The 23,918-nt window shown below is 59.0% G+C and carries 33 protein-coding genes; 13 read left to right on the forward strand and 20 right to left on the reverse strand.

The annotated features are described in order from the left end of the window. Positions 1–73 precede the first annotated feature (73 nt). The 4 genes from INT39_RS11710 to INT39_RS11725 all read right to left on the reverse strand — a co-directional run bounded on the left by INT39_RS11710 (position 74) and on the right by INT39_RS11725 (position 3,711). Positions 74–784 (reverse strand): ABC transporter ATP-binding protein, encoded by a 711-nt coding sequence (locus INT39_RS11710; RefSeq protein WP_193074083.1) that lies wholly within the window; start codon positions 782–784, stop codon positions 74–76. Then, positions 777–2,000 carry an ABC transporter permease gene (locus tag INT39_RS11715; protein WP_193074084.1) on the reverse strand — a complete coding sequence of 408 codons (1,224 nt, stop codon included), beginning with the start codon at positions 1,998–2,000 and terminating at the stop codon, positions 777–779. Before INT39_RS11715 ends, INT39_RS11710 begins: the two co-directional genes overlap by 8 nt. A gap of 5 nt (positions 2,001–2,005) precedes the next feature. Then, positions 2,006–3,193 carry an efflux RND transporter periplasmic adaptor subunit gene (locus INT39_RS11720; protein ID WP_193074085.1) on the reverse strand — a complete coding sequence of 396 codons (1,188 nt, stop codon included), beginning with the start codon at positions 3,191–3,193 and terminating at the stop codon, positions 2,006–2,008. An 80-nt stretch (positions 3,194–3,273) separates the two neighbouring features. Continuing rightward, positions 3,274–3,711 carry a VOC family protein gene (locus INT39_RS11725; RefSeq protein WP_193074086.1) on the reverse strand — a complete coding sequence of 146 codons (438 nt, stop codon included), beginning with the start codon at positions 3,709–3,711 and terminating at the stop codon, positions 3,274–3,276. A gap of 153 nt (positions 3,712–3,864) precedes the next feature. Here INT39_RS11725 and INT39_RS11730 point away from each other — a divergent pair, with 153 nt between their 5' ends. Continuing rightward, positions 3,865–4,077 carry a DUF2945 domain-containing protein gene (locus tag INT39_RS11730; protein ID WP_193074087.1) on the forward strand — a complete coding sequence of 71 codons (213 nt, stop codon included), beginning with the start codon at positions 3,865–3,867 and terminating at the stop codon, positions 4,075–4,077. Between the two features lie 2 nt (positions 4,078–4,079). Continuing rightward, a complete protein-coding gene (locus INT39_RS11735) occupies positions 4,080–4,667 on the forward strand; it encodes a DUF488 family protein (protein WP_193074088.1) in 588 nt (195 codons plus the stop codon). A gap of 10 nt (positions 4,668–4,677) precedes the next feature. Here the strand turns inward: INT39_RS11735 and INT39_RS11740 are convergent, their stop codons facing one another. Both INT39_RS11740 and sugE read right to left on the reverse strand, forming a co-directional pair. Beyond that, a complete protein-coding gene (locus INT39_RS11740) occupies positions 4,678–4,959 on the reverse strand; it encodes a hypothetical protein (RefSeq protein WP_193074089.1) in 282 nt (93 codons plus the stop codon). Positions 4,960–5,191: 232 nt separating this feature from the next. Then, positions 5,192–5,509 carry a quaternary ammonium compound efflux SMR transporter SugE gene (sugE, locus tag INT39_RS11745; protein WP_193074090.1) on the reverse strand — a complete coding sequence of 106 codons (318 nt, stop codon included), beginning with the start codon at positions 5,507–5,509 and terminating at the stop codon, positions 5,192–5,194. A gap of 224 nt (positions 5,510–5,733) precedes the next feature. On the opposite strand from sugE, the gene INT39_RS11750 reads away from it, so the two are divergent. Then, complete coding sequence (locus tag INT39_RS11750) at positions 5,734–5,958, forward strand: DUF2798 domain-containing protein (protein ID WP_319021348.1); 225 nt, start codon at positions 5,734–5,736, stop codon at positions 5,956–5,958. Positions 5,959–5,983: 25 nt separating this feature from the next. Here the strand turns inward: INT39_RS11750 and INT39_RS11755 are convergent, their stop codons facing one another. The 3 genes from INT39_RS11755 to INT39_RS11765 all read right to left on the reverse strand — a co-directional run bounded on the left by INT39_RS11755 (position 5,984) and on the right by INT39_RS11765 (position 8,237). Next, complete coding sequence (locus INT39_RS11755; protein WP_193074092.1) at positions 5,984–6,316, reverse strand: DMT family transporter; 333 nt, start codon at positions 6,314–6,316, stop codon at positions 5,984–5,986. Between the two features lie 62 nt (positions 6,317–6,378). After that, a complete protein-coding gene (locus INT39_RS11760; RefSeq protein ID WP_193074093.1) occupies positions 6,379–7,704 on the reverse strand; it encodes an MATE family efflux transporter in 1,326 nt (441 codons plus the stop codon). 122 nt (positions 7,705–7,826) lie between these two features. Continuing rightward, positions 7,827–8,237 (reverse strand): GFA family protein, encoded by a 411-nt coding sequence (locus INT39_RS11765; RefSeq protein ID WP_193074094.1) that lies wholly within the window; start codon positions 8,235–8,237, stop codon positions 7,827–7,829. A gap of 126 nt (positions 8,238–8,363) precedes the next feature. On the opposite strand from INT39_RS11765, the gene INT39_RS11770 reads away from it, so the two are divergent. Then, on the forward strand, positions 8,364–8,912 hold the full coding sequence (locus INT39_RS11770; RefSeq protein ID WP_193074095.1) for a glutathione peroxidase: 549 nt from the start codon (positions 8,364–8,366) through the stop codon (positions 8,910–8,912). Here the strand turns inward: INT39_RS11770 and INT39_RS11775 are convergent. Then, entirely contained in the window at positions 8,909–9,535 is a 627-nt protein-coding gene (locus INT39_RS11775; protein ID WP_193074096.1) for a TetR/AcrR family transcriptional regulator, read from the reverse strand. The two genes, INT39_RS11770 and INT39_RS11775, sit on opposite strands and share 4 nt — an antisense overlap. A gap of 75 nt (positions 9,536–9,610) precedes the next feature. Here INT39_RS11775 and INT39_RS11780 point away from each other — a divergent pair, with 75 nt between their 5' ends. Further along, positions 9,611–10,714, forward strand: a complete 1,104-nt coding sequence (locus INT39_RS11780) for a DUF2855 family protein (RefSeq protein WP_193074097.1) — start codon at positions 9,611–9,613, stop codon at positions 10,712–10,714. 4 nt (positions 10,715–10,718) lie between these two features. Here the strand turns inward: INT39_RS11780 and INT39_RS11785 are convergent, their stop codons facing one another. After that, positions 10,719–11,498, reverse strand: a complete 780-nt coding sequence (locus INT39_RS11785; RefSeq protein ID WP_226944716.1) for a pseudouridine synthase — start codon at positions 11,496–11,498, stop codon at positions 10,719–10,721. Between the two features lie 15 nt (positions 11,499–11,513). Beyond that, positions 11,514–12,005: an anti-virulence regulator CigR family protein gene (locus INT39_RS11790; RefSeq protein WP_193074098.1), complete on the reverse strand. Its 492-nt coding sequence runs from the start codon at positions 12,003–12,005 to the stop codon at positions 11,514–11,516. A 165-nt stretch (positions 12,006–12,170) separates the two neighbouring features. On the opposite strand from INT39_RS11790, the gene INT39_RS11795 reads away from it, so the two are divergent. From INT39_RS11795 to INT39_RS11815, 5 genes are all read left to right on the forward strand, one after another. Then, positions 12,171–13,097, forward strand: a complete 927-nt coding sequence (locus tag INT39_RS11795; protein WP_193074099.1) for a 5'-nucleotidase — start codon at positions 12,171–12,173, stop codon at positions 13,095–13,097. A 256-nt stretch (positions 13,098–13,353) separates the two neighbouring features. Next, the gene (locus INT39_RS11800) at positions 13,354–15,483 is read left to right on the forward strand and encodes a TonB-dependent siderophore receptor (protein WP_193074100.1); all 2,130 of its coding nucleotides are present in this window, start codon (positions 13,354–13,356) and stop codon (positions 15,481–15,483) included. After that, positions 15,483–15,794, forward strand: a complete 312-nt coding sequence (locus tag INT39_RS11805; protein ID WP_193074101.1) for a DUF3649 domain-containing protein — start codon at positions 15,483–15,485, stop codon at positions 15,792–15,794. Before INT39_RS11800 ends, INT39_RS11805 begins: the two co-directional genes overlap by 1 nt. Beyond that, positions 15,791–17,332: a PepSY-associated TM helix domain-containing protein gene (locus INT39_RS11810; protein WP_193074102.1), complete on the forward strand. Its 1,542-nt coding sequence runs from the start codon at positions 15,791–15,793 to the stop codon at positions 17,330–17,332. The genes INT39_RS11805 and INT39_RS11810 overlap by 4 nt, the downstream gene beginning before the upstream one ends. Continuing rightward, on the forward strand, positions 17,329–17,619 hold the full coding sequence (locus tag INT39_RS11815; RefSeq protein ID WP_193074103.1) for a DUF3325 domain-containing protein: 291 nt from the start codon (positions 17,329–17,331) through the stop codon (positions 17,617–17,619). Before INT39_RS11810 ends, INT39_RS11815 begins: the two co-directional genes overlap by 4 nt. A 20-nt stretch (positions 17,620–17,639) precedes the next feature. On the opposite strand, the gene INT39_RS11820 is transcribed toward INT39_RS11815, so the two are convergent. After that, entirely contained in the window at positions 17,640–18,038 is a 399-nt protein-coding gene (locus INT39_RS11820; protein WP_193074104.1) for a DUF2007 domain-containing protein, read from the reverse strand. A gap of 145 nt (positions 18,039–18,183) precedes the next feature. Here INT39_RS11820 and INT39_RS11825 point away from each other — a divergent pair, with 145 nt between their 5' ends. Then, positions 18,184–18,618 carry a CHRD domain-containing protein gene (locus tag INT39_RS11825; protein ID WP_193074105.1) on the forward strand — a complete coding sequence of 145 codons (435 nt, stop codon included), beginning with the start codon at positions 18,184–18,186 and terminating at the stop codon, positions 18,616–18,618. 62 nt (positions 18,619–18,680) lie between these two features. On the opposite strand, the gene INT39_RS11830 is transcribed toward INT39_RS11825, so the two are convergent. Together INT39_RS11830 and dsdA are read right to left on the reverse strand one after the other, a co-directional pair. Further along, positions 18,681–19,175, reverse strand: a complete 495-nt coding sequence (locus INT39_RS11830) for a GNAT family N-acetyltransferase (RefSeq protein ID WP_193074106.1) — start codon at positions 19,173–19,175, stop codon at positions 18,681–18,683. A 68-nt stretch (positions 19,176–19,243) separates the two neighbouring features. Beyond that, on the reverse strand, positions 19,244–20,605 hold the full coding sequence (dsdA, locus tag INT39_RS11835; protein ID WP_193074107.1) for a D-serine ammonia-lyase: 1,362 nt from the start codon (positions 20,603–20,605) through the stop codon (positions 19,244–19,246). A gap of 114 nt (positions 20,606–20,719) precedes the next feature. Here dsdA and queC point away from each other — a divergent pair, with 114 nt between their 5' ends. Together queC and INT39_RS11845 are read left to right on the forward strand one after the other, a co-directional pair. After that, complete coding sequence (gene queC, locus INT39_RS11840; RefSeq protein WP_193074108.1) at positions 20,720–21,379, forward strand: 7-cyano-7-deazaguanine synthase QueC; 660 nt, start codon at positions 20,720–20,722, stop codon at positions 21,377–21,379. A 250-nt stretch (positions 21,380–21,629) separates the two neighbouring features. Beyond that, positions 21,630–22,055 carry a hypothetical protein gene (locus tag INT39_RS11845; RefSeq protein ID WP_090271740.1) on the forward strand — a complete coding sequence of 142 codons (426 nt, stop codon included), beginning with the start codon at positions 21,630–21,632 and terminating at the stop codon, positions 22,053–22,055. Positions 22,056–22,073: 18 nt separating this feature from the next. On the opposite strand, the gene INT39_RS22820 is transcribed toward INT39_RS11845, so the two are convergent. From INT39_RS22820 to INT39_RS11870, 5 genes are all read right to left on the reverse strand, one after another. Next, complete coding sequence (locus INT39_RS22820; RefSeq protein ID WP_193074109.1) at positions 22,074–22,373, reverse strand: DUF1810 family protein; 300 nt, start codon at positions 22,371–22,373, stop codon at positions 22,074–22,076. Positions 22,374–22,388: 15 nt separating this feature from the next. Next, positions 22,389–22,691: a hypothetical protein gene (locus INT39_RS11855; RefSeq protein WP_193074110.1), complete on the reverse strand. Its 303-nt coding sequence runs from the start codon at positions 22,689–22,691 to the stop codon at positions 22,389–22,391. Between the two features lie 287 nt (positions 22,692–22,978). Further along, positions 22,979–23,191 (reverse strand): hypothetical protein, encoded by a 213-nt coding sequence (locus tag INT39_RS11860; protein WP_090271737.1) that lies wholly within the window; start codon positions 23,189–23,191, stop codon positions 22,979–22,981. Next, a complete protein-coding gene (locus INT39_RS11865) occupies positions 23,188–23,397 on the reverse strand; it encodes a DUF4177 domain-containing protein (RefSeq protein ID WP_193074111.1) in 210 nt (69 codons plus the stop codon). Before INT39_RS11865 ends, INT39_RS11860 begins: the two co-directional genes overlap by 4 nt. 121 nt (positions 23,398–23,518) lie before the next feature. Then, a complete protein-coding gene (locus tag INT39_RS11870; protein ID WP_226944717.1) occupies positions 23,519–23,782 on the reverse strand; it encodes a dihydrodipicolinate synthase family protein in 264 nt (87 codons plus the stop codon). Between the last annotated feature and the right edge of the window lie 136 nt (positions 23,783–23,918).

Genomic DNA, 23,918 nt, shown 5'->3' on the forward strand with positions numbered 1-23,918 from the left:
AATAACCCGCAGCAAAGGCTGCCGCGAAGGGAGGCAAGTATTATTTGTTATATTATAACAATCAAGTCTTAATTCAGACGAATATGGCGTTTCCCGTTTCGTCACTGACGATGCGCCCATCCACCAGCTGCACGGTACGCGGGCAGCTGGCCGCCAGCCGTGGATCATGGGTAACCACCAGGATGGAGCAACCGAATTGGCTGTTGATGCGTCGGAACAGATCGAACACGCTTTCCGCCGTTTTGGTATCGAGGTTACCGGTCGGCTCGTCCGCCAGCAGCAGTGGCGGACGGGTGATCAGTGCGCGAGCGATGGCCACCCGCTGCTGCTGGCCACCGGAAATCTCGGTCGGTTTCTTGTCAGCCATTTTCTCCAATCCCACTTCGCGAAGCAGGCTGCGCGCCAGATCGACCGCCTCGGCCGACGGCTTGCCGCTGCGGATGATCAGTGGCATGAGCACGTTCTCCAGCACGCTGAAGGCGGAAATCAGGTGATGGAATTGGAATACAAAACCCAGCGCCTGGTTGCGCAGCTGGGTGCGGGTCGCATCATCACTGTTCCGGGTCGGTTGCCCCAGCAGGTAAAGCTCGCCGGTGCTGGGTACATCCAGCAGGCCGATCAGGTTGAGCAGAGTGCTCTTGCCGGAGCCGGATGGGCCGATCAGCGCCGTCAACTCACCACGCCCCAAGCGCAGGTCGATATCCTGCAGCACGGTGCTTTCCAGCGGCGTGCCCTGGTTGAAGGTTTTGCCGATGCGCTCCAGGCGCAGTACTTCATCAGACATAACGGATCGCCACCGCCGGATCATAGCGAGCTGCCCGGCGCGCAGGCACCGCCGCCGCGAGCACACCCGCCAGGGTGGCAATCGCCATGGCCACCGGGATCAGCCCCGGTGCGACCGGCACCCAGAACAGGCCAGGGCCGAACAGGTTGAACACCTGCACCAACCCCCAACCGACCGCACAGCCCACTCCGGAACCGACCAGCCCCAACAACCCGCCCTGCAACAGAAACACCCGCAATATCTGCCCGCGCGGACTGCCCATGGCGCGCAGAATGCCGATCTCCCGAGTGCGCTGCACCACACTCACCGCCAGCACACTGGCAATGCCGAAAGCCACGGAGATACCGACGAACACGCGAATCATCTCGGTGGTCATGCTTTGCGAGGTCAGCGCATTGAGCAATTGGCCATTGGTCTGCATCCAGCTTTCTGCCTGCAGTCCGGTCAGGCGTTCGATGCGTCGGGCCAGATCATCGGCAGCGAAGATCTCGTCCACCCGTGTATCAATCACCGTCACCCCACCGGGCAGCGCCAGCAGGGTCTGGGCCTGTTTCAGATCGAGATAGACATAGCGGGCATCCAGTTCGCGCACACCCAGTTCGAACACCCCGGCTATATCCACCACCGCTTCACGGCCATCGCCGCCATCCAGACGCAGCTTGTCACCGACATCCAGCCCGAGGTCCTTGGCCAGCTCACTGCCGATCACCGCATGCCCGGCACCCACGCGAAACTCTCCGGCAATCAGATCATCGCTGATCGGAATGATGCGTTCATAGCGCTCCGGTTCCATGCCGATCAAGGCGACTGAAGCCCGCGCTACGCCGCTGAGCGCCAGCGCCGGACCGCTGATCACTGGCGATACCGCCAGCAACCGCGGATGCTGATCCAGCACGGCAACCACCTCCTGCCAGTTGCTGATCGAACGCAGCCGTTGGGCCCGCGGGTTTTCCAGGGTTAATGAGACAGCATCACCGGCCAACGGCATCATGCGGTTGAATTCATCCAGCGGCAGAATGCGAATGTGCGCCTGGGTGCCCAGGGTGCGTTCGACCACGTTGTCCTGCAGCCCGGTAATCAACGCGGTGATGAACACGATCACCGCCGAGCCCACGGTGATGCCGAACAGGATCATCAGCGTCTGCATGCGGTTATCCAGCAGAAAGCGCAGCGCGATCAACCATTCTGTCCAGGCGCTGGCAATCAGACGCTGCACCCTTATCACTCCCGGCCGCCCGCCAACATCGGCTCAATCCGCACCCGCACGCGCTGCCCTTCCGCCACATCGCCCGTCAGCACCACATCACCGGCGCTCAGCCCCTCGACAATCTCGGTCAACCCGGTACCGCGCAAACCCAATTGCACCGGCACCCGCTCCACTTGCCGATCCGCACTCCAACGCAGCACCTCGGCCTGGGTGCCTCGGCGGTTTTGCAATGCATCATTGGCCAGCACCAGCGCCTGCTCGCGACGGCCGGTACGGATATCCACCGACACCGTCATGCCCTGACGCAGAAAATCCGCCGGCCCCAGCACCTCGAGATGGATGTCGATGGTGCCGCGATTGGTATCGATCGCCGGGGCGATAAAGCTGACTTTGGCTTCCAATGCTTTCAACGGAAAAGCATCGGCGATGACCAGCGCCGGCTGGTCGATGGCCACCGGCCCGAGATCCTTCTCGTCCAGCGGCACTATGATCTCGCGGCTGTCGGAGCGAGCAACCTGCAGCAGCATGGTGCCCGGCTGCACCAGATCGCCCGGTTCGACCTGACGTACCTGCACCACGCCATCCACCTGGGCACGAATCCGTGTTTTCTCCAGCGCGGCGCTGGCCGCGGCCAGCCGCTGTTGCAATACCTGCTCGTCACTGCCCCCGGCGGCGGCAGCGGTAGCCGCCAGCTGCGCCCGGTCCCGTCTGACCCTGGCACTGGTTTCCGCCTGACGCGACTGCTCGCGCTGCTCCATCGATACCAACTGCCGCTGGAAAAGCGTATCCCGCCGCTCACGCTCACGCGCCGCCTGCTGCAGATCACTCTGTGCCTCACGCAAGGCGGCCTGGGCCTGCGGACGTTGGGATTTAACCAGTTGCTGCAACGCCGCCTGGGCTTCGAGCAGCCGGGCTTGCTGTTCTTCATCACGCAACTCCAGCAGCAGGTCACCCGCCTTGACGCTGTCGCCCTCGCGCACATGCCGCGCCTTCACCACACCGGTGATTTCACTGCCGATCTGGGCAAGCGATTGGCTGTCCACCTCACCACTGGCAACCACCCGCTGCACCAGAGGGCGCATCGCCAATTGATAACCGGTCACCTCGGGCCCCTGCCATTGCTGCCAGCCAATCCAGGCAACCAACAACACAACAGGCAGCAGAATCAACAACCAGCGCGGCAGACGTCTTGAGTCGGACAAGGGATCGAACCTTTCGGATAAAGGAAAACCAGTCCGATCAATATATTACAGATGCCTCCCTCGCGCCTGCCTTCACGGCCTCAATCCGGCTCGAAGCTGATGTGTACCGACGGCGCGCTGCGGCGCGCCTCACCATGAAACACCGCCTCGATATTATTGCCCTCTGGATCCAGAACAAAGGCGGCGTAGTAACCAGGATGATAGGAACGCAACCCCGGCGCACCGTTGTCCTGTCCTCCACTGGCCAAGGCGGCCTTGTGGAACGCCTCGACCATGGCCTCGTCCCGCGCCTGAAATGCCAGATGCTGGCGCCCGGTCACTGTGCCCTGCGCCGCTTCGGAGTCGGCGGTGGAGATGACCAGTTCATCAATCCAGAAAAACCCCTCTTCGGCGCCACCAATAGGGATGTTCAGCACCTCGGCGATGGCCGTGTAGAACCGTTGTGCAGCGGGCATATCCCGCACTACCAGCTGAACATGATCAATCAATCGCCCACGGTGCAGTTCCATGGTTTCCATATCGCATCTCCCGAATTGTCGAGTAGGGTTTGAGTATCACAACGGGGAAAGACTAGTCCGCTGCCGCCGCCATGCCAACCGGCACTGAGTCAGGACAAACCTTCCAGCCTGACTCGGGTCACAGCAATAAGAGGATATGGAGGGAAACAGGTCATGAGCCACAAGTTCAAGGTCAGCGATCACGTCAGCTGGAACTCCGAAGCCGGGCGGGTCAGCGGCACCATCATCAAGGTGCATACTGCGGATACCACCTACAAAGGCCACCCGCGTCGGGCTAGCAAGGAATCGCCACAATACGAGATCCAGAGCGACAAGACAGATCACATCGCCATGCACAGGGAAGATGCCCTGACCAGGATCAATTGAGCATGGAGCAGGCCGATACCATCTGGACCCTAGGTCACTCGACGCGCTCGATTGAAGAGTTCATCGCTCTGCTCCAGCATTACCGAATCGAAGCCGTGGCGGATGTGCGGCGCTTTCCCGGCTCGCGCCGCCTGCCGCAGTTCGGCCAGGAGGCATTGCGCGCCAGCCTGCATGAGCAGGGTATCGAGTATCTGCTGATCACCGAATTGGGTGGTCGGCGCCAGCCGGCAGCGGATTCGGTAAACACTGCGTGGCGCAACACCTCCTTTCGCGGCTACGCCGACCATACTGCCACCGGGGAGTTCGCCACCGGCCTCGAGCGCCTGCAGCAGCTGGCTGTGCGACGACGCACCAGCATGATGTGCGCCGAAGTGCTCTGGTGGCGCTGCCACCGCTCATTGATCTCCGATGTATTGATGGCCAGCGGCACCCGGGTCATGCACATTCAGGACGAGAAGCACACCGAAGAACATCCCTACACCCGCCCGGCGCGCCTGTATCAAGGCCAACTGACTTATGACGCTACCCGCGGCGAGCCGCTGAATGCCAGGGAAAGGAGCCAGGGTATCCAGCAGCAGATGGATTTATAGCTTTGGTTCTTTACAGAGGCGCCGTAAACGGCAGCGTCATGCCCTCAAGCATGCCTCTCGCCCCACAGATGGCAGGCCGGCAGGGCCGGTCTGCACTGTCAGAGATAGTAAGGCTCTCGTCAGCAAAATCGAGGCCGAACTGACAGGCCTCCGCCCCGCTGCCCACCGTCACCCGCAGCCGCTCTTCCAGCCACTCCCCTGCCGCCTCACGTGCAGTGCAGGAGTGGCCATTGGTGAAGACCAGATCCAGATCCACCGTCGCCCCACCACCGGTCGCGGGCGCTACCCGCACCGTATTCTCCGCCTCGCCCTCACACTCGAATCCGTCCGGTGAGTGAAAGCAGACTTCCACTTTTTCACTGTACAGCCCATAGGGGAGCTCATTGGAACTACACGCGACCAGCGCAAGCGGGAGCATCAGGCCGAGGATGATTCTCATGGGGTGGCTCCAACGTCAGCGACTTCATTTGGTGGAAATAGGTCTATCTTGCAGTGGCCCGGCGTCAGGGGCAACTCCGCAAACCTCAGCTGGTAGCCAGCTTGAGTCCGACAATACCGGCTCCGATCAGCACCAGACTCACCAGCCGCAGCGGGTTGGCCGGCTCATCGAACAACAGCATACCGAGTAAAACTGTACCTACCGCGCCGATGCCAACCCAGACCGCGTAGGCGGTCCCCACCGGCAAAGTTTTCATCGCCAGACCCAACAACCAGACACTGATCAACATGGACAAGGCCGTGCCCAGCGTCGGCCACAGACGCGTGAAACCCTCGGTGTATTTCAGCCCGATAGCCCAGCCAATTTCGAAAAGACCCGCGACAACAAGAATGGCCCAATTCATCAGAAACCTCCTGATATGGGGCCGTCCCCGCTAGAAAGGAAAAGTGAGGTCGTCCTCACTTTTTGAAGCTTCACGCCAGCCTCAGCATCATGTCGGCTGGCTGAACAGATCGAATTATAACCCATCCCAGCACCCACGGCTAACGCGCCGCAGCCCCTCTACAGCAGCATGCAGAACAAATGCCCTATAATGCGCCGCTATTTCTCCAGAGGGTGCGAAAGGCCGTGATCAATATCCGTTATATACCGTTGGTAATCGCGCTGGCGATGTCACTGTACATGGTCAGCATCATGACCTTCGTTATCACCTGGGCCAACACCGGGCTCACTGACGGCTTCGCGTCTCGCTGGTGGCGTGCGTTCTATATTGCCTGGCCCATTGCGTTCACCTTGATCGCTATCGGTGCACCGCGCATCAGCAAGCTGATATATCGCTTGAAGAAGGACTGAGCCTGGTTGGGGCAATCCCCCCGGCTCAGTGGGCAACCGCCTTGGAAAACACATTAAGCACCACCACCCCGGCAACAATCAGCCCCATGCCAAGCAGCGCCGGCAGGTCCAGCTTCTGCCCGTACATGAACCACGCCACCGCGGTAATCAGCACTATTCCCGCGCCAGACCAGATCGCATAGGCAACACCCACCGGAATGGTGCGCAAGGTCAGCGCCAGAAGATAGAAAGCGATAGCGTAACCGACCACCATCAGCAGGGTCGGCAAGGGTTTGCTGAATCCCTCACTGGCCTTCAATGCCGAGGTGGCAATGACCTCGGCCACAATCGCAACGGACAGGAATATCCAGCTTTTCATCTTCTGTCACTCTTCTGGTATCGGCCGCAAATAATAACAGCCGATCCAATAAAAAATGACACCTACTCAAACAGTTTCTTTTCTCTCCATCCGCCCCACCGATAATAGGCGAAAGAAAACACCGAACTGAGCAGAAAGCTCAGGCCGATGCCCAGCGCCACACCGGTTTCGCCGTACACGGCGGTGGCCCAGTAAGCCAGAGGCACACGCAAAATCCACAGAGAAATGATGTTCAGTGCCAGCACCTGGAACATCGCCCCGGCGCCTCGCACCACGCTGTTGAAAACAAAATTCAAGCCGATGAACGGATAGAAAAAGGCAATCGTCTTCAGATAGCTGGTGCCAAAGGCCACACTGGCCTCGTCCTGAATGAACAGCCTGATCAGCGGCTCCGCCCAGATATACAGGACACTGGCCAGCAGCAACATGATGCTCGTGTTGTAGATGAGCCCCGCTCGGGTTATCTGCGTTACCCGCGACCACTGTTGCACGCCGATATTCTGCCCGGCCATCGCCGTGACCGCTGTGCCCAGCGCCACCGCCGGCAGCAGGATGAGGTTATCCAACCGTTGGGCCGCGCCGAAGCCGGCCACCGCATCCGCCCCCAGACTGTTCACCAATGACAGGATGACGGTGGTGCCTGCATGGATAACAACCATCTGCGCTCCGGAGGGAATGCCCAGTCGCAGTATGGTTTGCACTTCCGCCCGCTGCGGCAACCGCAAGCGAAACCCGTGCCCCGGAAACTTCCGCGCCAGATGCACCAGACTGTAGAGAAAAGCCCCGCCCTGGGCAGCGACAATGGCATAAGCCGCCCCTGCAATTCCCCACTGGAATCCACCAATGAATAATGGCGACAACAGGGTGGTCAGGACAGTCGCCAGAAGCACGAAATACAGCGGCGTGCGGCTATCGCCAAAGGCACGCAGCACCGTACTGACAAAGTTGTAACCGACCAGCAGTACGGTACCGACGAAGTTGATCTGCAGATACACCCGCGCGTCATCGATAATCGCAGCAGGCGTGTTGAGCAGCGCCAGCAAGGCGTCGGCAAAAACATAGCCAAGGATGCTGATGACAACTGACAACAGGCCGAGGATGATGACAAAGGCGCTCAAGTAGTCGCGCATCGCCGCCTTATCGCCCCGGCCACGCAACTGGGCGAAGATTGCCAGGGTCGCCTGATTGACTCCCATTACAAAAGCCAGCACCACCATCATCAGAATAGTGCCGACCGTTACCGCACCGAAGGCCCCACTGCCCAACAGATTCCCTACCCACAGACCATTGATCAGCTGGATGGAGACCTGCAACAGACTGCTCACGACGATGGGCAGGGAAAATGTCCCCAGCTGCCTGGCGATGGGTCCTTCAGTAAAGTTCTTCATTACACTTCCGAAACATCATTTACCGCCTGCAGGGAGCTCTTCGGCGGCACGCGCGTTCAGAATCGCAGCGCAGGGACGCTGCTCGGTAATGATCCTTCAAAGGATATCGCTTCCGACTGCGGTTAACCATTTCCCTGGTCAAACTCATCATACTGGGGCAGATCATCAGTAATCTCGAACCAGGGTGCCTTGCTGCCGACAAACACGTGCCGCTGCGCGCGGACGCCCGGGTCGGTATCCAGCGTACCCAGAGGGAAACCAAATGCCTCGGGCTGGGCGTCGAAACGGGTGAACAGACTGGTACTGCAGACCGAACAGAACGCCTTGTGCTCGCCCGGCGAGGACTCGTAGAAGCGAATCAGCTCCTCACCCTTCACCGTCTTCCAGTCCGCTGAACGAATCTTGCAGGACGTCCTGAATGCCGCTGCATGCAGCTTGCGACACATGGTGCAATGGCAGTTGTACACATCGCACAACTCGCCCTGAATCTCGTACCCTACTCCTCCGCACAGACAGCTTCCTGACATGGTCATGACCCACCCTCCTGAACAGTGATAGCTCTTCAAGCGTAGTTCAGTAAAGCGGATCGCAGGCTGCCCGTTCGCCCGCGGTTCTGCTACCTTCAATAACCACTGCCCAACAACGACAAAGGAGCAACCATGAACACTCTGTACAATATTCCCCTGACCCGCATCGACGGCACAGCCGGCAGCCTGGCTGATTACCGTGGCAAAGTATTGCTGGCGGTCAACGTCGCTTCCAAATGCGGCCTGACACCGCAATACGAAGGACTCGAAGCCCTGTATCAGGCCAAGCACGGCGAAGGACTGGAAGTGCTCGGCTTCCCGGCCAATGACTTCAAGGGTCAGGAACCCGGCAGCGAGGAAGAGATCCGCGATTTCTGCTCGACCACCTACGACGTGCACTTCCCGCTGTTCTCGAAGATCTCGGTGATCGGCGAGGCGCAGCACCCGCTGTACGCCGAACTGACCCGCGCCCAGCCCCAGGCCACCGGCGACGGCCCGTTTCGCGAGCGGCTGAAAGGCTTCGGCGTGAACCCGGAGAGTCCGGCGGATGTGCTGTGGAACTTCGAGAAATTTCTGATCAACCGCAACGGCGAGGTGGTCGCGCGCTTCGCCCCGGATGTGAAAGCGGACGATCCGCGGCTGGTGGCAGCGATCGAGGCCGAGTTGGCGAAAGGCGCCTAACCAAGCCGCGCCAGGCAGAGCGCCTCCATCTGCTCTGCCCAGGCCCGCATCCGCTGCTCATCCAGACGCAGCTGCATGGCATAGCGCCGACCGCCCCATACTGCCAGATGCAGCGCCTCGATCAGGTTCCCATCTGGCTGTTTCGGCAGATCGGTGCAGGCGTTCATTACCCGCTGCCACATGGCGAGGAGCTCGGCATAGGCGCGCAGCTGGTACTTCTGTTCCGCAATCAACGGCTCCAGTTCCATCATGTCCGGGTGGAACCAGGACAATTCTTCACGCTGCATACCGCTGAGCAACTGGATCAGCAGGTGAATCCGCTGCTGCCAACCCAGCTCGGTCGGCTGCACCACCTGCAGGTCCACCGCCTGGATCAGCCGTTCGATGCAATGGCGCACATAGGCTGAGTGCAGCGCCTCCTTGCTCGGAAAGTAGTCATACAAGGTGCCCACCGCAACGCCAGCCTCCAGCGCCACCGCACGGGTAGTGAGTCCGGTCCAGCCATCGCGCTGCCAAATCCGAACATAGGTATCGAATATCGCCTGCACAGTGAAGCGCGCCCGCGCTTGAGTCGGGCGTTTCAGCGGCTTACTGCGGGTTACAGGGGGTATCTTGTTGTTCATGGTTATCCGAACCCGGCCAGCGCAGGGCTGGCGTACAGTCTGTGTACTGCAAGATTATCTTTACCGGAGCCCATCATGACTCAGATCCAAAGCCTGCAAACTGACAAGCGCGACCTCGCGCGCACCCGCATCGTTACCCAAACCCAGGGTGACCTGCAACCCGGCGAGGCACTACTAAAGATCCACCGCCTGGCGCTGACCACCAACAACATCACTTATGCCGCCTTTGGCGACACCCCGCACCTGCGCTACTGGAACTATTTCCCCACCGACGACGCGGCTTGGGGTCACATGCCTGCCTGGGGTTTTGCCGAGGTAGTGAGCACAACAGTGGAAGGCCTTGCCGTTGGCGAGCGCTTCTACGGCTATTGGCCGATCGCCAGCCACTTGGTGGTCGAACCGGTGCGCATCACCGAGCGCGGTTTTTATGATGGCAGTAAGCATCGCCTAGATCTGGTCTCGGCTTATAACCAATACCAGCGCAACAGCACCGACGCCGCCTACCGTCCCGAGAATGAAGATTATCAGATGCTGCTGCGGCCGCTGTTCATCACATCGTTCATGCTGGCAGACTATCTGGAGGACAATCACTTCTTCGATGCCAAGCGCGTCCTGGTGTCCAGCGCCTCCAGCAAAACAGCATTCGGTACGGTTTTCTGTCTGCAGGGCAAGGACATCGAGGTAGTGGGCATCACATCAGCGACCAATCAGGCGTATGTCGACGGCCTTGGTTGCTACCAGAGGAGCGTCACCTATGACCAGCTCGAAACCCTGGACCCCAGCGTCCCGACTCTGTACGTGGACTTTTCCGGCAATGCCGAACTACGCCAACGAGTGCACGCTCATTTTGACAAGGCACTGGTTCATGACTGCTACGCTGGCTCGGCTCACAGCCAGGACCATATCAGCGAACAGGACCTGCAACTCTCCGGTCCACAACCCAAGGCTTACTTCGCCCCCGACCAGATTCGCAAGCGCAACGCTGACTGGGGTCCGGCGGAAGTCACCCGCCGCTTCAACGAAGCGCAGCTGAGCTTCATCCAACGGGTCAGTGACACCGAAAGCCCCTGGCTCGTGCTGGAAACCCATCAGGGTTTGGAGGCAACCCAGACATTGATCGACACCCTGGTCAACGGCCGTATTGCACCGATCGACGGGCATGTAGTGACGGGTATCTGAGCGCTTATTGGGCCATCAGCGGCGGCAACTGATCAAAGATTGACAGCACCTGCATAAAGCTCTGCTCCGGCTCACAGTGCAACTGCAGCGGCTCGCCCGTTGCAGGGTGCTGGAACACCATCCCAGTGGCAGCCAACATCAGTCGGCCGCCGCCGAAGCGTTCGGCAAAATAATGATTGTGTCGGGTGCGCCCATAGTTGGTATCGCCAATGATGGGATGGCTGATGTGCTGCATGTGCCGTCGCAGTTGATGCTTGCGACCCGTTTCCGGGTAGAGCGCCAGCAAGCTGTAACGGCTGACCGGGTAACCTTCTATCTCGACCGGAATCTCGGTGGTGGCCAGACGCTGGTAGCGGCTGGTCGCATCGCGGATCGGTTGAGGCTCGTCCTTGCAACGCCGGTCGGTGGCGTGTTCGCGTAAGGGATGATCGATCAGCCCGACTTCCGGCGCCCAACCTCGCACCATGGCCAGATAGGACTTGCTGACCTGTCCGGCCATCAGCGCCTTGCCCAGCGTACTGGCAGTCTCCGGGTCGCGGGCAAATACCAGTAGACCCGAGGTAGGCCGATCCAGCCGGTGCACCGGATAGACATGCTCGCCGCCATTGAGCTGCCGCGCATACTGCAAGGCAAACTCGGTTTCGTGTCGATCTATCGGGCTGCGATGGACCAGCAGCCCAGCGGGCTTGTGTACCGCGAGCAGCCAGTCATCGCGGTAGACTTCCACCAGCGGATTGGCTGGTGCGGCAGTGGCGCCAAGGGCCATTGTGGTAGGAAGCGCCATAGCAAGAATGTGTCATCAGTCGAAAACGTCATACAGAATATCAGCAATGACGCCACTGGCGATGCTCACCAGTACCAGATCAACGCCTGCCTGCTGCCATTCGTATCCGGAGTACCTCGGCAAGTGCTCAAGAAACCGACCCGACTGCACCTTCTTGGCGATCCCCGGAGGAAGCGGTTTGCCGCGCATGAGATTCTTGCGGATGCCCGGCGGCAGGGAGGAACGGCCGCGGTAGTTGTAACTATGCGCGTATTCCCGGGCCATGGCGGCAGTGATACCCGCCTCGATCAGAGCATCGATGGAATCTCTCTGCCGCTCATGGCGATGGTGGTCCCGGTTGTCATGTTTCTGATTACCCCTTCCAGGATGACCATGTCCGGAATTACCGTTCCCACGATGTTCCGCACCCTGGTTGTGCCCCGGACCTTTGCCCTCAGGAGGGCCAGCCTGTACCACCGAAACCATCAGGCCTGCCATTAGCAGCGCAACTACAGCACGATATGTCATCTTCCAATCCTCATTCAAACGGGCCGGCACGGCGTCAGGTCAGCCTCGTTTATGCAGACCCGCAGCCAACCGCTTTGTTCCCGCCGTGCGTGGCCGATGATTCCGCTTCGTTGGCCCGTGGATCAGCTACCATGGAGCCTGCACAGCCAAACGGATCCGGAACCCATGTCCTACCCCATCGACCAGAAACTCGTCATCGCCATTGCTTCCAGTGCCCTGTTCGATCTGACCGACTCCGACCAGGTGTTTCGCGAACATGGGGAAAAAGCCTACCGGGAATATCAGCAGGAACATCTGCATACGCCGTTGGGCAAAGGCGTGGCCTTCCCTTTTGTGCGGCGATTTCTCAGCATTAACCGCAAGTTTCCCGAGCAATGCCCGGTCGAGGTAGTGCTGTTGTCACGCAACTCCGCCATCACCGGCAAGCGGGTTTTCAATTCCATCGTCCACCACAGCCTGAACATCAGCCGAGCGGCGTTCCTGGAGGGCAAGTCTCCCTACGCCTACATCCCGGCGTTCAATGCCTCGCTGTTTCTCAGTGCCAACGAAGGTGACGTGTTGCAAGCCATCGATTATGGTCATCCGGCCGGCACCGTTCTGCCCAGCCACGTGGTCGATGATGAAGATGATGTCGAGCTGCGCATCGCCTTCGACTTCGACGGTGTGATTGCCGATGACGCCTCGGAACGGGTCTACAAGTCCGGCTCGCTGGAGGAGTTTCAGGCACACGAAACGTCCCACTCGCACATACCTCATACACCAGGCCCACTGGCTGACCTGTTCCGCAAGATATCGCACCTGCAGCACCTGGAAGATCAAGCGCTGGCAAACGATAAAAACTACGAGCGCGTACTGCGCACCGCCATAGTCACCGCCCGCAATGCCCCTTCACACGAGCGTGTCATTACCACGCTGGAACACTGGGGCGTTAACCCCAACGAAGTGTTTTTTCTCGGTGGCATGAAGAAAGATCGGATTCTGAGCGTGCTCAAACCTCACATGTTCTTCGATGACCAGCGCTCGCACCTGGAGTCGGAAGCGGGTGATATTCCGATGGTGCATATTCCGTTCGGGGTTGCCAATCTGCTGTGATTTGCGCAGTGGTTCATCAAGGGGGCCGGAATAATAAAAATGCAACGACAGTGTAATACTACACACCTATAGTCCGCGTATTAGACCATTCGCCATGTATTAACGCGCCAGCGGTATCCGCATCACTCTGCTCACAGCGAAAACGTTGTAGGGGAGTTTGCACCGGTTGGCATTTTTGTGACAGACAACAAACTACACAACTTGCAACATAGAATCATTCTCATTAGCATTGCGGAAAACAACAGGACCTCCGCCAATGCCCCATGCCCCTCGTCGTGCCCGTCGCCCGCTTCCCGTCTCCCTGCGCCTCGGCGTAGTACTGGGATATCTGATTGCCCTTCCGGCAGTCGCCCAATCCTCAGCAGTCGACCTACCCGATGACATCATTTTCGGTAGCGAGACGGAGTCGGCCACAGGGCCGGTCGAGGGTTACACCGCCACCCGCTCAGCCACTGCCACCAAGACCGACACCGCCCTGACCGAAACGCCCCGCTCCATCAGCGTGGTAACGGCCGAGCGGATGCGCGACCAGGGTGTGCAGACCGTGCAGGATGCGCTGCGCTATGTTTCCGGTGTCCGTGGCGAAGCCTATGGTTTGGATGCACGTGGGGATTCGGCGCTGATCCGCGGCAGCTCACCGGCTGCGTTTCTGGATGGGCTGCAGCAGAGTTTCGGCAGCTATACCAATACCCGTCCTGACCCATTCGCCCTGGAGCGGGTCGAGGTTCTCAAGGGCCCCGCGTCGATGCTCTATGGCCAGAGTCCGGTGGGCGGGCTGGTAAATCTGGTGAGCAAGCGCCCGCAATCGCGGCAGCAGACCGAGCTGCAACTGCAATATGGCACCCATGATCGCAAGCAGATCGCCATCGACAGCACCGGCCCGCTGACCGACGACGGCAACTGGCTCTACCGCGTCGTTGCCATCGCCCGCGACAGCGGCACCCAGGTAGATCATGTGGATGATGACCGGCTGGTATTGATGCCCTCGATCACCTGGCAACCCACCGACAATCTGGAATGGACCCTGCTCGCCAACATCCAGCGCGATGACAGCGGATCCACCTCGCAGTTTCTCCCTCACCGCGGCACTCTGCTCAGCGCACCTTACGGGCGTTTCGATACCAATCTGTTCGTCAGCGAGCCGGGCTTCGATGAGTACGACACCGAACAGCTGGCCCTGACCTCCCTGCTGACCTGGCGCCTCAATGAAACCTGGATCCTGCGCCAGAACCTGCGCTACCAGGAAAGCGAGGTCAGCTATCAGCAGATCTACGGCTGGCCGCCGGTCCTGGCGGCGGATGACCGCACGCTCAACCGTATCTACCACGTCTCCAAACCCGAGGTGGATGTCTGGGCCGCGGACCAGAATGCCCAGGCGCTGTTCGATACCGGCCCCTTCCAGCACACCCTTCTGATCGGCGCCGATTACCAGCATGCAGTAACCAATCGGGATCAGGCGGGCGGTGCAGCGACGCCGCTGGATCTGTACAACCCGGTGTATGGCACCTTCGACCCATCCATCATCAGCCTGACCGCCGACCCCGAGCAGACCGTGGCTCAACGCGGGCTGTATCTGCAGGATCAGATCCGCTATCAGCGTTGGCTGCTGACGCTCGGGCTGCGCAAGGACTGGGCCGACAACCGCACCGAAGGCGGCACCCGGCAGAAGGACGATGCCACCACCGGCCATATCGGCCTGACCTATCTGCTGGATAACGGCCTGGCGCCCTATCTCAGCTACAGCGAATCCTTCCAGCCGGTGATCGGGCTGAATGCCGCCGATAACCAACCGTACAAACCCATGGAAGGCGAGCAATGGGAGCTGGGGATCAAGTACCAGCCGCCCGGCAGCGCCAGCCTGTATACCGCCGCGCTCTTCGATCTTCGTGAGCAGAACCGTCGCATGCCGGACCCGGCCAATCCGCTCAATACCATTCAAACCGGCGAAACCCGCTCACGCGGCCTGGAACTGGAAGCTCTGGCCAGCGTAACACCCCGCTGGGATCTCATTGCCACCTATACCTACCTGGACACCGAGATCGTCAAGGGCTCGGCGGTGGAACAAGGTCACCGCCTGGCCAGTACGCCGGAGCACATGGCCTCGCTGTGGAGCCAGCATCGCTTCGCCCTGTTCGGCCTGCCGGGCTTCAGTGCCGGCGCCGGCGTACGTTATGTAGGCGCCAGCTGGGATGGCACCGACAGCTTGAAAACCCCATCAACCACCCTGTTCGACGCCATGCTCAGCTACAGCCGCGACAACTGGACCGCCGCCCTCAACGCCACCAACCTCGAGGACGAAACCTATTACACCACCTGCCTGGCGCGGGGTGACTGTTTTATTGGCAGTCGCCGCACGCTGGTCGGCTCACTCAGTTACACCTTCTGATGCAAGCCTCCGCCCTGCTGCACCTGCTCAGATCCAGAACCGCCGAACTGATCAGCCGCGGCCTTGCCGCGCTGGTCGGCGGCTACCTGCTGGCCTTCGGCTTTACCGCGTTTTTTAGCGTATATCTGCCACTGTCTCGCGCCAACCGGGTAGTGACCGCCAGCCTGTTGTGCTTCGCGATCTGGGTTGCCGCCGCCCTCTACGCCTTCGGCGCGCGCAGTCCGTCCCATACCTGGCTGATACTGCTCTTTAGCGCCGCCGGCCTCTATCTGCTGGCTTACCTGCCCACTGACTGGAGGCTGCGCCCATGACCTTACGCCAGACCACGGCCGGGCTGCACACCTGGGGCGGACTGCTGCCCAGCTGGGTGTTGTTCGTCGTCATCTTCACCGGCACCCTGGCCTGCTTCGACAAGGAGCTGGAACACTGGATGCGTCCGGCGCTGCATGCCCCGGCCACTACCACAACCACAACCACAGTCGCGGGGGCGGACGATATCAGCGCCTGGCTCAACGACAACGTCAGCGCACCCCTGCATGCCTACTGGATGCATGGTCCCACGCAACGGGTGCCCTATTGGCAACTGGGTTGGGAAGAGGACGCCAGCGGCCAGCGCGGCAAAGCCGCATTCAATCCTGCCAGCGGCGAGCGGCTGCCCGATACGATAGGCGGGGACTTCTTCTTCACCCTGCACTACAACCTGCATGCCGGGCAGATCGGCATGTATCTCGTCGGCCTGGCCGGCATGTTCATGCTCACCGCGCTGGTCTCGGGCATCATCATCCATCGCCGGATCTTCAAGGACTTCTTCACCCTGCGCCCCAACGCCAACGGGCAACGGGCCTGGCTCGATGCGCACAATCTGTTCGGCGTCATCGGCCTGCCCTTTCACCTGGTGCTGGCCTACACAGGCGTTGCCATTTTCGTTTCCTCTTATATGCCCGCCGGTGCGCTGGTTGCCTACAACGGCGATCCGATGGCGTTCTATACCGAGGTGCAGGGTGGCTTCCACCGTAATGAGCTGGACCAACCGGCGGGCAAGACGGTCTCCATTGACGGCCTGCTTGAAGACGCCCGCCAACACTGGAAAAGCGACGATATTGGCTGGATCATCGTTGAGCATCCTCAGGACGCCTCTTCGGTGGTCAGTCTCCGCCGCCTCGACCCGTCGCGCATCGGCTCGCCCCAGGACACGCTCAGCTATGACGCCTTCACCGGCGAACTGTTGAACCAGCAACAGGCTCCCGCCGGCTATCGCGCCTACATCTGGATGGTCGGATTGCACATGGCCCAGTTTGGCGGGCAGATTATACGGGTGTTGTATGCGCTGCTGGGCCTGGCCGGTTGCATGATGTTGATCGCCGGCAATAACGTCTGGCTGCGCAAACGCGCCAATCGGCAGACTTCCGGTTTGAGTGTGGTGAGGGCACTGAACACAGCGGTGTTCTTCGGCTTGCCCATTGCCTCCATTGCTCTGCTCTGGGCCAACCGGCTGATTCCTGCGGATATGACATCCCGCGCCAGCGCGGAAGGCTGGAGCTTTGTCGGAGCCTGGCTGGCGGTCACTGGCTTTGCGCTGCTCTTCCGGAAATCCGCAGCGGCGCAGACCAGAACATTATTCGCCCTGCTGGGCTTGCTCGCGCTGGGTCTTCCGCTGGTGAACGGCCTGACTACAAGCCACGGCCACCTGCTTGCGACTCTGGGCCATGAACCCGCGCTGGCCGCTGTTGACATGGTTATGCTACTAACGGGCGTGATCTGCATCTGGCGAACGATAAACACAACCTCCGCCACGCAAGCCAGAGAACTGAAAGTAGAACCGGACGCCGAACAGGAAATGGCAGCATGACGCTGATTGCTTTCGCACTGGCTTGCAACGGCATGCTCGCTCTGAGCCTGGCCATGTCCCGGCATCACCGGGATCTGTTCAACACCAGCCCAAGCGAGGGGCGACGCCAAAGACTGCGCCTGTTCGGAGCGGTGTCACTGATGGGATGTGTTATCAGCAGCCTGGCAGGCAACTCTCTCGCATTGGGATGGGTGATCGCGGCAGGACAGATCATGCTTGCAGGTCTGTTGGCGGGGCTGGGGCTCGCTTGGAGAATGACGCGGCGTGCCACACGAGGTTCACGCTGACATCCTGGACATAGCGCCGATCACCTCACCGCAGAAACCCGCCCACATTGCCTGCATCTGACCCCATCCTTGACCGGGAACAACGGAAAATCCAAGCCAAGAAATGCCAGAAACGCCCAACGCCGCCCAATCTGGTGATACTCAGTATCTTCACTACCGCAGCGCGGGCATGGCGTTGTATCCACGCCCTGCTCATCTATCAAATCCTGTTCGCGGTCCTCCGCCAGAATCGCCAGCGCCGCATCAACATGCGCCTCCGGCACCTGCAACCGAACTCCGCCAAGCGCATCGGATAGCAGCCACTGCATGTTGATGGTGTGCTCATCCGCAACAAACGCCGGGACGCCTTCCGAATCCAGTCGGGATTTAGCGATATGTGCTTCGTAAGGCAGACTGTAACGTGCAATGGTGATGAGCATCGCGGATACCTCCTTTCGTCACCTGTTCTCAAAGAAATCTCGGCGGCTGCTACAGTTAACGGAGTACCGGAACAAAACACAGAGAAAGTGTAGTTTGACCGTCCGCAGCTATACCACAAACACGGAATGCAATGAGGGGCAATTTATGTATCAGAGAAAAACGGCTCGTGCAGTTCTACCCTTGAGCGGGTTACTGGTAGCCCTGGCGTTCAGCAGCGCTGTCTGGGCTGAAGCAATGCGTATTGAAGTGACCCTGGCCGGTGAGCATGAAGTCCCCGCCGTTGAAACAGCGGGCAGTGGCATGGGTGTTATCGAGATTGGCGAGGATCGTAGCGTCAGCGGCAGCGTCACCACCAACAACGTCCCCGGCACCATGGCGCACATCCATGAAGCCGCTGCCGATGCCAATGGACCAGTCATCGTTCCACTGGAGCAAAGCGATGACGACACCTGGTCAGTACCGGAGGGCGCGCAATTGACCGAAGCACAATACGTCAGCTTCAAGGAAGGGAATCTGTACATCAATGTGCACACTGAGGCGAATCCAGGTGGCGAGGTGCGTGGCCAGCTCACCCCATAAGCTGATAACCGGCACAGCATACGAGCCGGCGACCTGCCGGCCCGTATGCTATCTGCTGAGAGCTACGACCCTGGTTCCAACCATTTGTACATCACCAAGGCATCAACATAGCCTTTGGAGGGATGCTGAAACGCCTTGGGCAGTCTACCTACGGTAGCGAAGCCCAGCTTGTTCCAGAGCCTCACTGCACCCTCATTGCTGGCTGCGACGAAGTTGAATTGCATCGCCTTGTAGCCAAGCTCCTTGGCAACCTCTTGAGAGTGTTCGCACAGGGTCGTGGCCAAACCCAGCCCTCGTGCGTCGGACGCAACCATATAGCCACAATTGCAGACATGTTCGCCCGGGCCCGCTTGGTTGGTCTTGATGTAATAGGTACCCAGAACCTGACCACCTTCCTCGACCAGGTAGGTCTTTCGCGGCGCATCCAGCCAAAGCTTCAGCGCCTGCTCTCTGGTCGTGTCTCGGGGATACGCATAGGTATCACCCGCAGCGACGATCTCATGGAAAATTGGCCAGATGCGGTCAAAGTCGTCTCTTGTAACTTCCCGAATATTCATCAAACCCACTCCAACCGACCCCGATGCCGGACGACGTCCCAAATAGTTTTAATCACTCCAGACCCCGCCTACACTGCCGTGGTCTGTCTCAGCGCCTCTTTACCTTTAGCCAGATAGGCCTCCATTTCGTCATCCGGCACCATGCTTCCTCCAGTGGCCCAGGCCAGGTGGGTTGCGTTGGCCAATCTGGAGGGAGTCAGCTGGAGACGTTGGTGATAAGCCTGGTGCTCCGGCGCCTGGATGCGAGCAATACCCGGCACGCCAGCAAGCGCTGACGGCTCCAGGCGGATACCTTCTTTCTGCTCCAACAGCGCGAGCAAGGCATACAACTCTTCATCCTGAATGGTGTAATAGCCGTCAATAAGCCGCTGCATTGCCTTACCGACAAAGCCGGACGGACGGCCCACGGCCAGACCGTCAGCAGCAGTCAGATTGTCGATACCCACATCCTGCACGCATACCTCATCATGCAGACCGGTATAAACGCCGAGCAACATGCAAGGTGAGTGGGTCGGTTCAGCAAAAATGCAATGCACCGCATCACCAAACACCAGTTTCAAGCCAAAAGATACACCGCCCGGCCCACCGCCCACCCCGCACGGTAGGTAAACGAACAGCGGATGTTCAGCATCAACAACGACACCAGCGGCATCCAGCTGAAGCTTCAATCGCTCCGCCGCAACAGCGTAGCCAAGGAACAGACTGGTGGAGTTCTCGTCATCAATGAAGTGACAGGCAGGATCTTCATCAGCCTGCTTTCTTCCCTCAGCCACAGCAACGCTGAAATCCGATTCGTACTCAACCACGGTTACCCCGTGCTCGCGCAGCAACTCCTTTTTCCACTCACGTGCATCAGCCGACATATGCACGGTCACCTCAAAACCCAGAGTGGCGCTCATGATGCCGATCGACAGGCCCAGGTTGCCGGTAGAACCTACAGCAATGCGGTGCCCCCGGAAGAAAGCACGAGAGGCATCACTGTCGAGTTTCGCGTAATCGTCATCCAGGCTCAGCAACCCTGCAGCCAATGCCAGATCCTCTGCGTGCTTGAGCACTTCATAGATGCCGCCACGCGCCTTGATCGAGCCCGAAATCGGCAGATCGTTATCGAGCTTGAGCCACAGCTGTCCGGAAAGCGGCAGGTTGTAACGCTGGCCGATGGCGTTCTGCATTTGCGGCACAGGCTGGATAGGCGACTCGATAATCCCGCCCGCCTGCTCAGTCTGCGGAAAAATGCGGCGGATATAAGCAGCGAAGCGTGTCAGCCGGGCGCTGGCATCATGCATATCGTCCAGAGTGAGCCCCACGTCGGACAACGCCACTGCCGCAGGCTGCACAGCCGGATTGAACCAAGCTGTTTCCTTCAGAGCGATAAGCTCCTGGACCAATGAATCTTCCAGCCAGCGGTCAAGTGAAGCTCCAGCGCTCATGATATTTCCTCGTATGTGTCTTGGGCGATGCGGACTCAATGAGTCAGTGCAGATGATAGTACAATAGCCCACCTCACCCGGTCGCAGCCTACCCGGACAAAACAAGGACACAATATGAATGCATTATTGATCTGCTCCGGCGGATTCGACTCCGTGACTCTGGCCTACCGGCTGGCCGCAGAGAACGCCCTCGGCGCCCTGCTGACCTTCGACTACGGCCAGCGCCACCGCAAGGAAATCGACGCCGCGCGTCTTGCCGCCGAGCGCCTCGAGGTCCCGCATCTGGTCATGGACATCGCCTCTATCGGTCGCCAGCTTTCCGGCTCGGCCCTGACCGATGACATCGCCGTGCCCCACGGCCATTACAGCGAAGCGAACATGAAGCTGACGGTGGTGCCCAACCGCAACGCCATCATGCTCACCATTGCTTTCGGCGTGGCGTCCGCCCGCGGCTTCGACAGCGTCGCCCTGGCGGTCCATGGCGGCGACCATTTCATCTATCCCGACTGTCGCCCTGACTTCATCCAGTTGTTCGGCCAGATGCAAGCTAAGGCGTTGGATGGTGTAGCCGAGGTGGCCCTGTTCGCACCCTACGTCAACGCCGACAAGACTGAAATCGCCCGGGATGCGGCGCGCTTTACCGTACCGGTGGCGGACACCTGGTCCTGCTACGAAGGCGGCAGGATTCACTGCGGCCGTTGCGGTACCTGTGTGGAACGCATCGAAGCCATGGCCCAGGCCTGCGTAGCCGACCCAACGCCCTACCAAGATTAAGACTACTGGCGTGAAGCACTTCTCCGCCGCAGTTGCACGTATTGATCTGGAATAATGGGCGAGGTGTTCAGGGTGCCCTCCCTCTTTGTTTCAACACCATGGCAATGGCGTTTTAATTTCATTATGATATCGCCGACCAAGGTGTCGCCTCGTTTGTAAAACACAGCGCCTTGATTCGGAACCGCCGACAAACACAGAAATACTTGGGCTGGTCATGCGGACAGGAATTAATTTAAAAGGGATTGTTTGTATGCATTTGAAACTGGGAGCATGTGTCGTTGCACTCACCATGATGAGCGGCTGCGCCACTGGCCTGAACTCCATGCAGGAAAGAGAATATCGAGCAATGGAATCCGCTGATGTTCTGGTTGTGGAGAAAAAACCTGAAGTTGGGGCGGCACTGGGTCTGCTGCCCGGTGGCGGCTCTTTCTATGCCAGATCACCCGGAATGGGAGTTGTGAATCTGCTCTTCTGGCCGCTTTCGATCCTGTGGGATCCAGTCAGCGGCTACCAAGGCTCCATGGCAATCAACTACGATATGAGCAAGCATAAGCTCAAGCGTGATATGGAAGCTGAAATTACCGAACTGGATAATCAGCTGACGCTGGGTGAGCTGGAAACTCGGGAATACGTAACAAAGAAAAGAGATATCGAAAGAAAATTCAATTTCAACTGATGGCATGCAGGGAACAGATCAGCACCGCATGCCTCTGTCCCTGTTTCGAAATTCAGATGGGAATCCAGGTCCTGGAAATATCCCGCATAGTCTCCCCAGAACGTATCCTGCGCCGGCTTGATGATTTTCGCTCCCGCCGCCTTTGCCTGGGTCATTACACGCTTCACGGAGTCGGGAACCCAAGAGCGGATGCTCAAGGTACGCTTTGGCTTCAGCCAACCCACTCAAGCCGTACCGTTCAGCATTGAAACTGCTGCCAAGCCCTTTGAGCCGAGGGAATACAAACCAGATCCAGTGAGTTTTCTTTCTGCAGGCCACGTTGAGTAGCTGGGTTTACAAGCGCCAGAAAATCTCATTACGCAGCCGCTCGACCTGCTTCTTCTCCGGCCCAGCCACTACAGTGTAGACGAAGGTGCCCTCACCATTGGGTATGCATTTTATCGCAGCACGGTTGGACATCAGATTGCCGTAAACATAGGTGCCATTTTTCGCCACACTGATAAATTGCAGCGCCTTGAGTATCTCCAACGCCTCGTCGGCACAGGCTTCTGGAGACTCACTGAGTATCTTCTGCGCTGACCATAGTTGTGGAGGGGGAGCAAAGAGTGCCGCCGGCGACGGCTGTACTTCTGACATTGACTTCTCCGCAGGCCCCGAAGCGCAGCCGGTCAGAATAGCCAGTAATAAAAGACTTATATATTTCATAGATCGCGTCCTTTCGTGGTTATGTTCCGTTTTATCGCCGCTGCCGCCAGATCCCGAAGATGGGAATAAAGTTACATCTCACGATCAGGAATCGGGCAATCCGTGAATTATTCGACTCCCTGACACCAGCATGAACGCAAAGCCCCCGGCCGCGCCAACAGCCGGGGGCTTTGCGATCGAGCGCGACAGAGACACATACCCGCTGCAGCGCGTAGATATCAGTCGATATAGCCCTTCTTTTTCATTTCCTTATCGGACACATATTCCCGACACACCAGGGTAATGCCCAAGGCGACAACAAAAAAGGCACCTATCGTCACAATCAACTTGAAGAACAATTCCGGGCTCAGCGGGGTGAGCCACAACTGCACCAGCGACAACGCCACGCCCAGCACGAACAGACCGGTACAAATGATCGAACCGTACTTCATGTGTTCCGACCAAGGATGACCACATAGGCTTCACGCTTCCAGAACAACAGCATTCTGCGGATATCCTTCTCCATGGTCTGCACCCGCCAGCCTTCAGAACTGTTTTTGTTCAGGAAATCAGTAAACTTGAGCGGGTTGACCTTGGAGCCGCCCAGCAACAGCGACCCCAGCATCCCCTCTTGATACACCACGACTTTATATTCCATTAGGTCTTACTCCCTTTTTGATGATCAACATTCAATAACGTAAAAAAGCTTGTCTTGTGTGGTCGCCAAACGATATTACAAAGCGATCGCTCTGACAATCCGCTGCGTGGCGGCATGAGAACTACACGACGGAATACCAAGCCTCACAACCGGCATTCAGACCGTTTGCAGCAAAGGCATCTCCGCTGACACCCACCACCGCGAGCCTTACAGCACGCGCACGCTCGGCCTTGGTCAGATAAGCATAGTTCCCGGTCGAGCCCAGCACGCTTATTGAATCGACGTTGGCAGCAACGAGCGGTCCAATAAGCCGAACAAACGCCGCCTCGTCCAATCTGTGCTCATTCATCGGGGTTAAGGGAAATGCGCTGAGGCCGGAAAACATACTGAATACGCCGAAGTCATGGAAAAGACGGATGCTTACCCTTTAAAGCCTACCTCCCAGAACAGAGGTTGAATTAATGTATAACGTGGATGTGCATGGGCGCCGCGTAGCGGCGTCCCAGCTGCCGAAGGCAGCG

It is taken from the genome of Pseudomonas sp. FME51 (assembly GCF_014897305.1).

Excerpts from the sequence above, each read along its gene's own strand:
- INT39_RS11710 (WP_193074083.1), bottom strand. The coding sequence starts at position 784 with ATGTCTGATGAAGTACTGCGCCTGGAGCGCATCGGCAAAACCTTCAAC.
- INT39_RS11725 (WP_193074086.1), bottom strand. The coding sequence starts at position 3,711 with ATGGAAACCATGGAACTGCACCGTGGGCGATTGATTGATCATGTTCAG.
- INT39_RS11730 (WP_193074087.1), top strand. The coding sequence starts at position 3,865 with ATGAGCCACAAGTTCAAGGTCAGCGATCACGTCAGCTGGAACTCCGAA.
- INT39_RS11735 (WP_193074088.1), top strand. The coding sequence starts at position 4,080 with ATGGAGCAGGCCGATACCATCTGGACCCTAGGTCACTCGACGCGCTCG.
- sugE (WP_193074090.1), bottom strand. The coding sequence starts at position 5,509 with ATGAATTGGGCCATTCTTGTTGTCGCGGGTCTTTTCGAAATTGGCTGG.
- INT39_RS11755 (WP_193074092.1), bottom strand. The coding sequence starts at position 6,316 with ATGAAAAGCTGGATATTCCTGTCCGTTGCGATTGTGGCCGAGGTCATT.
- INT39_RS11760 (WP_193074093.1), bottom strand. The coding sequence starts at position 7,704 with ATGAAGAACTTTACTGAAGGACCCATCGCCAGGCAGCTGGGGACATTT.
- INT39_RS11765 (WP_193074094.1), bottom strand. The coding sequence starts at position 8,237 with ATGACCATGTCAGGAAGCTGTCTGTGCGGAGGAGTAGGGTACGAGATT.
- INT39_RS11770 (WP_193074095.1), top strand. The coding sequence starts at position 8,364 with ATGAACACTCTGTACAATATTCCCCTGACCCGCATCGACGGCACAGCC.
- INT39_RS11775 (WP_193074096.1), bottom strand. The coding sequence starts at position 9,535 with ATGAACAACAAGATACCCCCTGTAACCCGCAGTAAGCCGCTGAAACGC.
- INT39_RS11780 (WP_193074097.1), top strand. The coding sequence starts at position 9,611 with ATGACTCAGATCCAAAGCCTGCAAACTGACAAGCGCGACCTCGCGCGC.
- INT39_RS11785 (WP_226944716.1), bottom strand. The coding sequence starts at position 11,498 with ATGGCGCTTCCTACCACAATGGCCCTTGGCGCCACTGCCGCACCAGCC.
- INT39_RS11790 (WP_193074098.1), bottom strand. The coding sequence starts at position 12,005 with ATGACATATCGTGCTGTAGTTGCGCTGCTAATGGCAGGCCTGATGGTT.
- INT39_RS11795 (WP_193074099.1), top strand. The coding sequence starts at position 12,171 with ATGTCCTACCCCATCGACCAGAAACTCGTCATCGCCATTGCTTCCAGT.
- INT39_RS11800 (WP_193074100.1), top strand. The coding sequence starts at position 13,354 with ATGCCCCATGCCCCTCGTCGTGCCCGTCGCCCGCTTCCCGTCTCCCTG.
- INT39_RS11805 (WP_193074101.1), top strand. The coding sequence starts at position 15,483 with ATGCAAGCCTCCGCCCTGCTGCACCTGCTCAGATCCAGAACCGCCGAA.
- INT39_RS11810 (WP_193074102.1), top strand. The coding sequence starts at position 15,791 with ATGACCTTACGCCAGACCACGGCCGGGCTGCACACCTGGGGCGGACTG.
- INT39_RS11815 (WP_193074103.1), top strand. The coding sequence starts at position 17,329 with ATGACGCTGATTGCTTTCGCACTGGCTTGCAACGGCATGCTCGCTCTG.
- INT39_RS11820 (WP_193074104.1), bottom strand. The coding sequence starts at position 18,038 with ATGCTCATCACCATTGCACGTTACAGTCTGCCTTACGAAGCACATATC.
- INT39_RS11825 (WP_193074105.1), top strand. The coding sequence starts at position 18,184 with ATGTATCAGAGAAAAACGGCTCGTGCAGTTCTACCCTTGAGCGGGTTA.
- INT39_RS11830 (WP_193074106.1), bottom strand. The coding sequence starts at position 19,175 with ATGAATATTCGGGAAGTTACAAGAGACGACTTTGACCGCATCTGGCCA.
- dsdA (WP_193074107.1), bottom strand. The coding sequence starts at position 20,605 with ATGAGCGCTGGAGCTTCACTTGACCGCTGGCTGGAAGATTCATTGGTC.
- queC (WP_193074108.1), top strand. The coding sequence starts at position 20,720 with ATGAATGCATTATTGATCTGCTCCGGCGGATTCGACTCCGTGACTCTG.
- INT39_RS11845 (WP_090271740.1), top strand. The coding sequence starts at position 21,630 with ATGCATTTGAAACTGGGAGCATGTGTCGTTGCACTCACCATGATGAGC.
- INT39_RS11855 (WP_193074110.1), bottom strand. The coding sequence starts at position 22,691 with ATGTCAGAAGTACAGCCGTCGCCGGCGGCACTCTTTGCTCCCCCTCCA.
- INT39_RS11860 (WP_090271737.1), bottom strand. The coding sequence starts at position 23,191 with ATGAAGTACGGTTCGATCATTTGTACCGGTCTGTTCGTGCTGGGCGTG.
- INT39_RS11865 (WP_193074111.1), bottom strand. The coding sequence starts at position 23,397 with ATGGAATATAAAGTCGTGGTGTATCAAGAGGGGATGCTGGGGTCGCTG.
- INT39_RS11870 (WP_226944717.1), bottom strand. The coding sequence starts at position 23,782 with ATGTTTTCCGGCCTCAGCGCATTTCCCTTAACCCCGATGAATGAGCAC.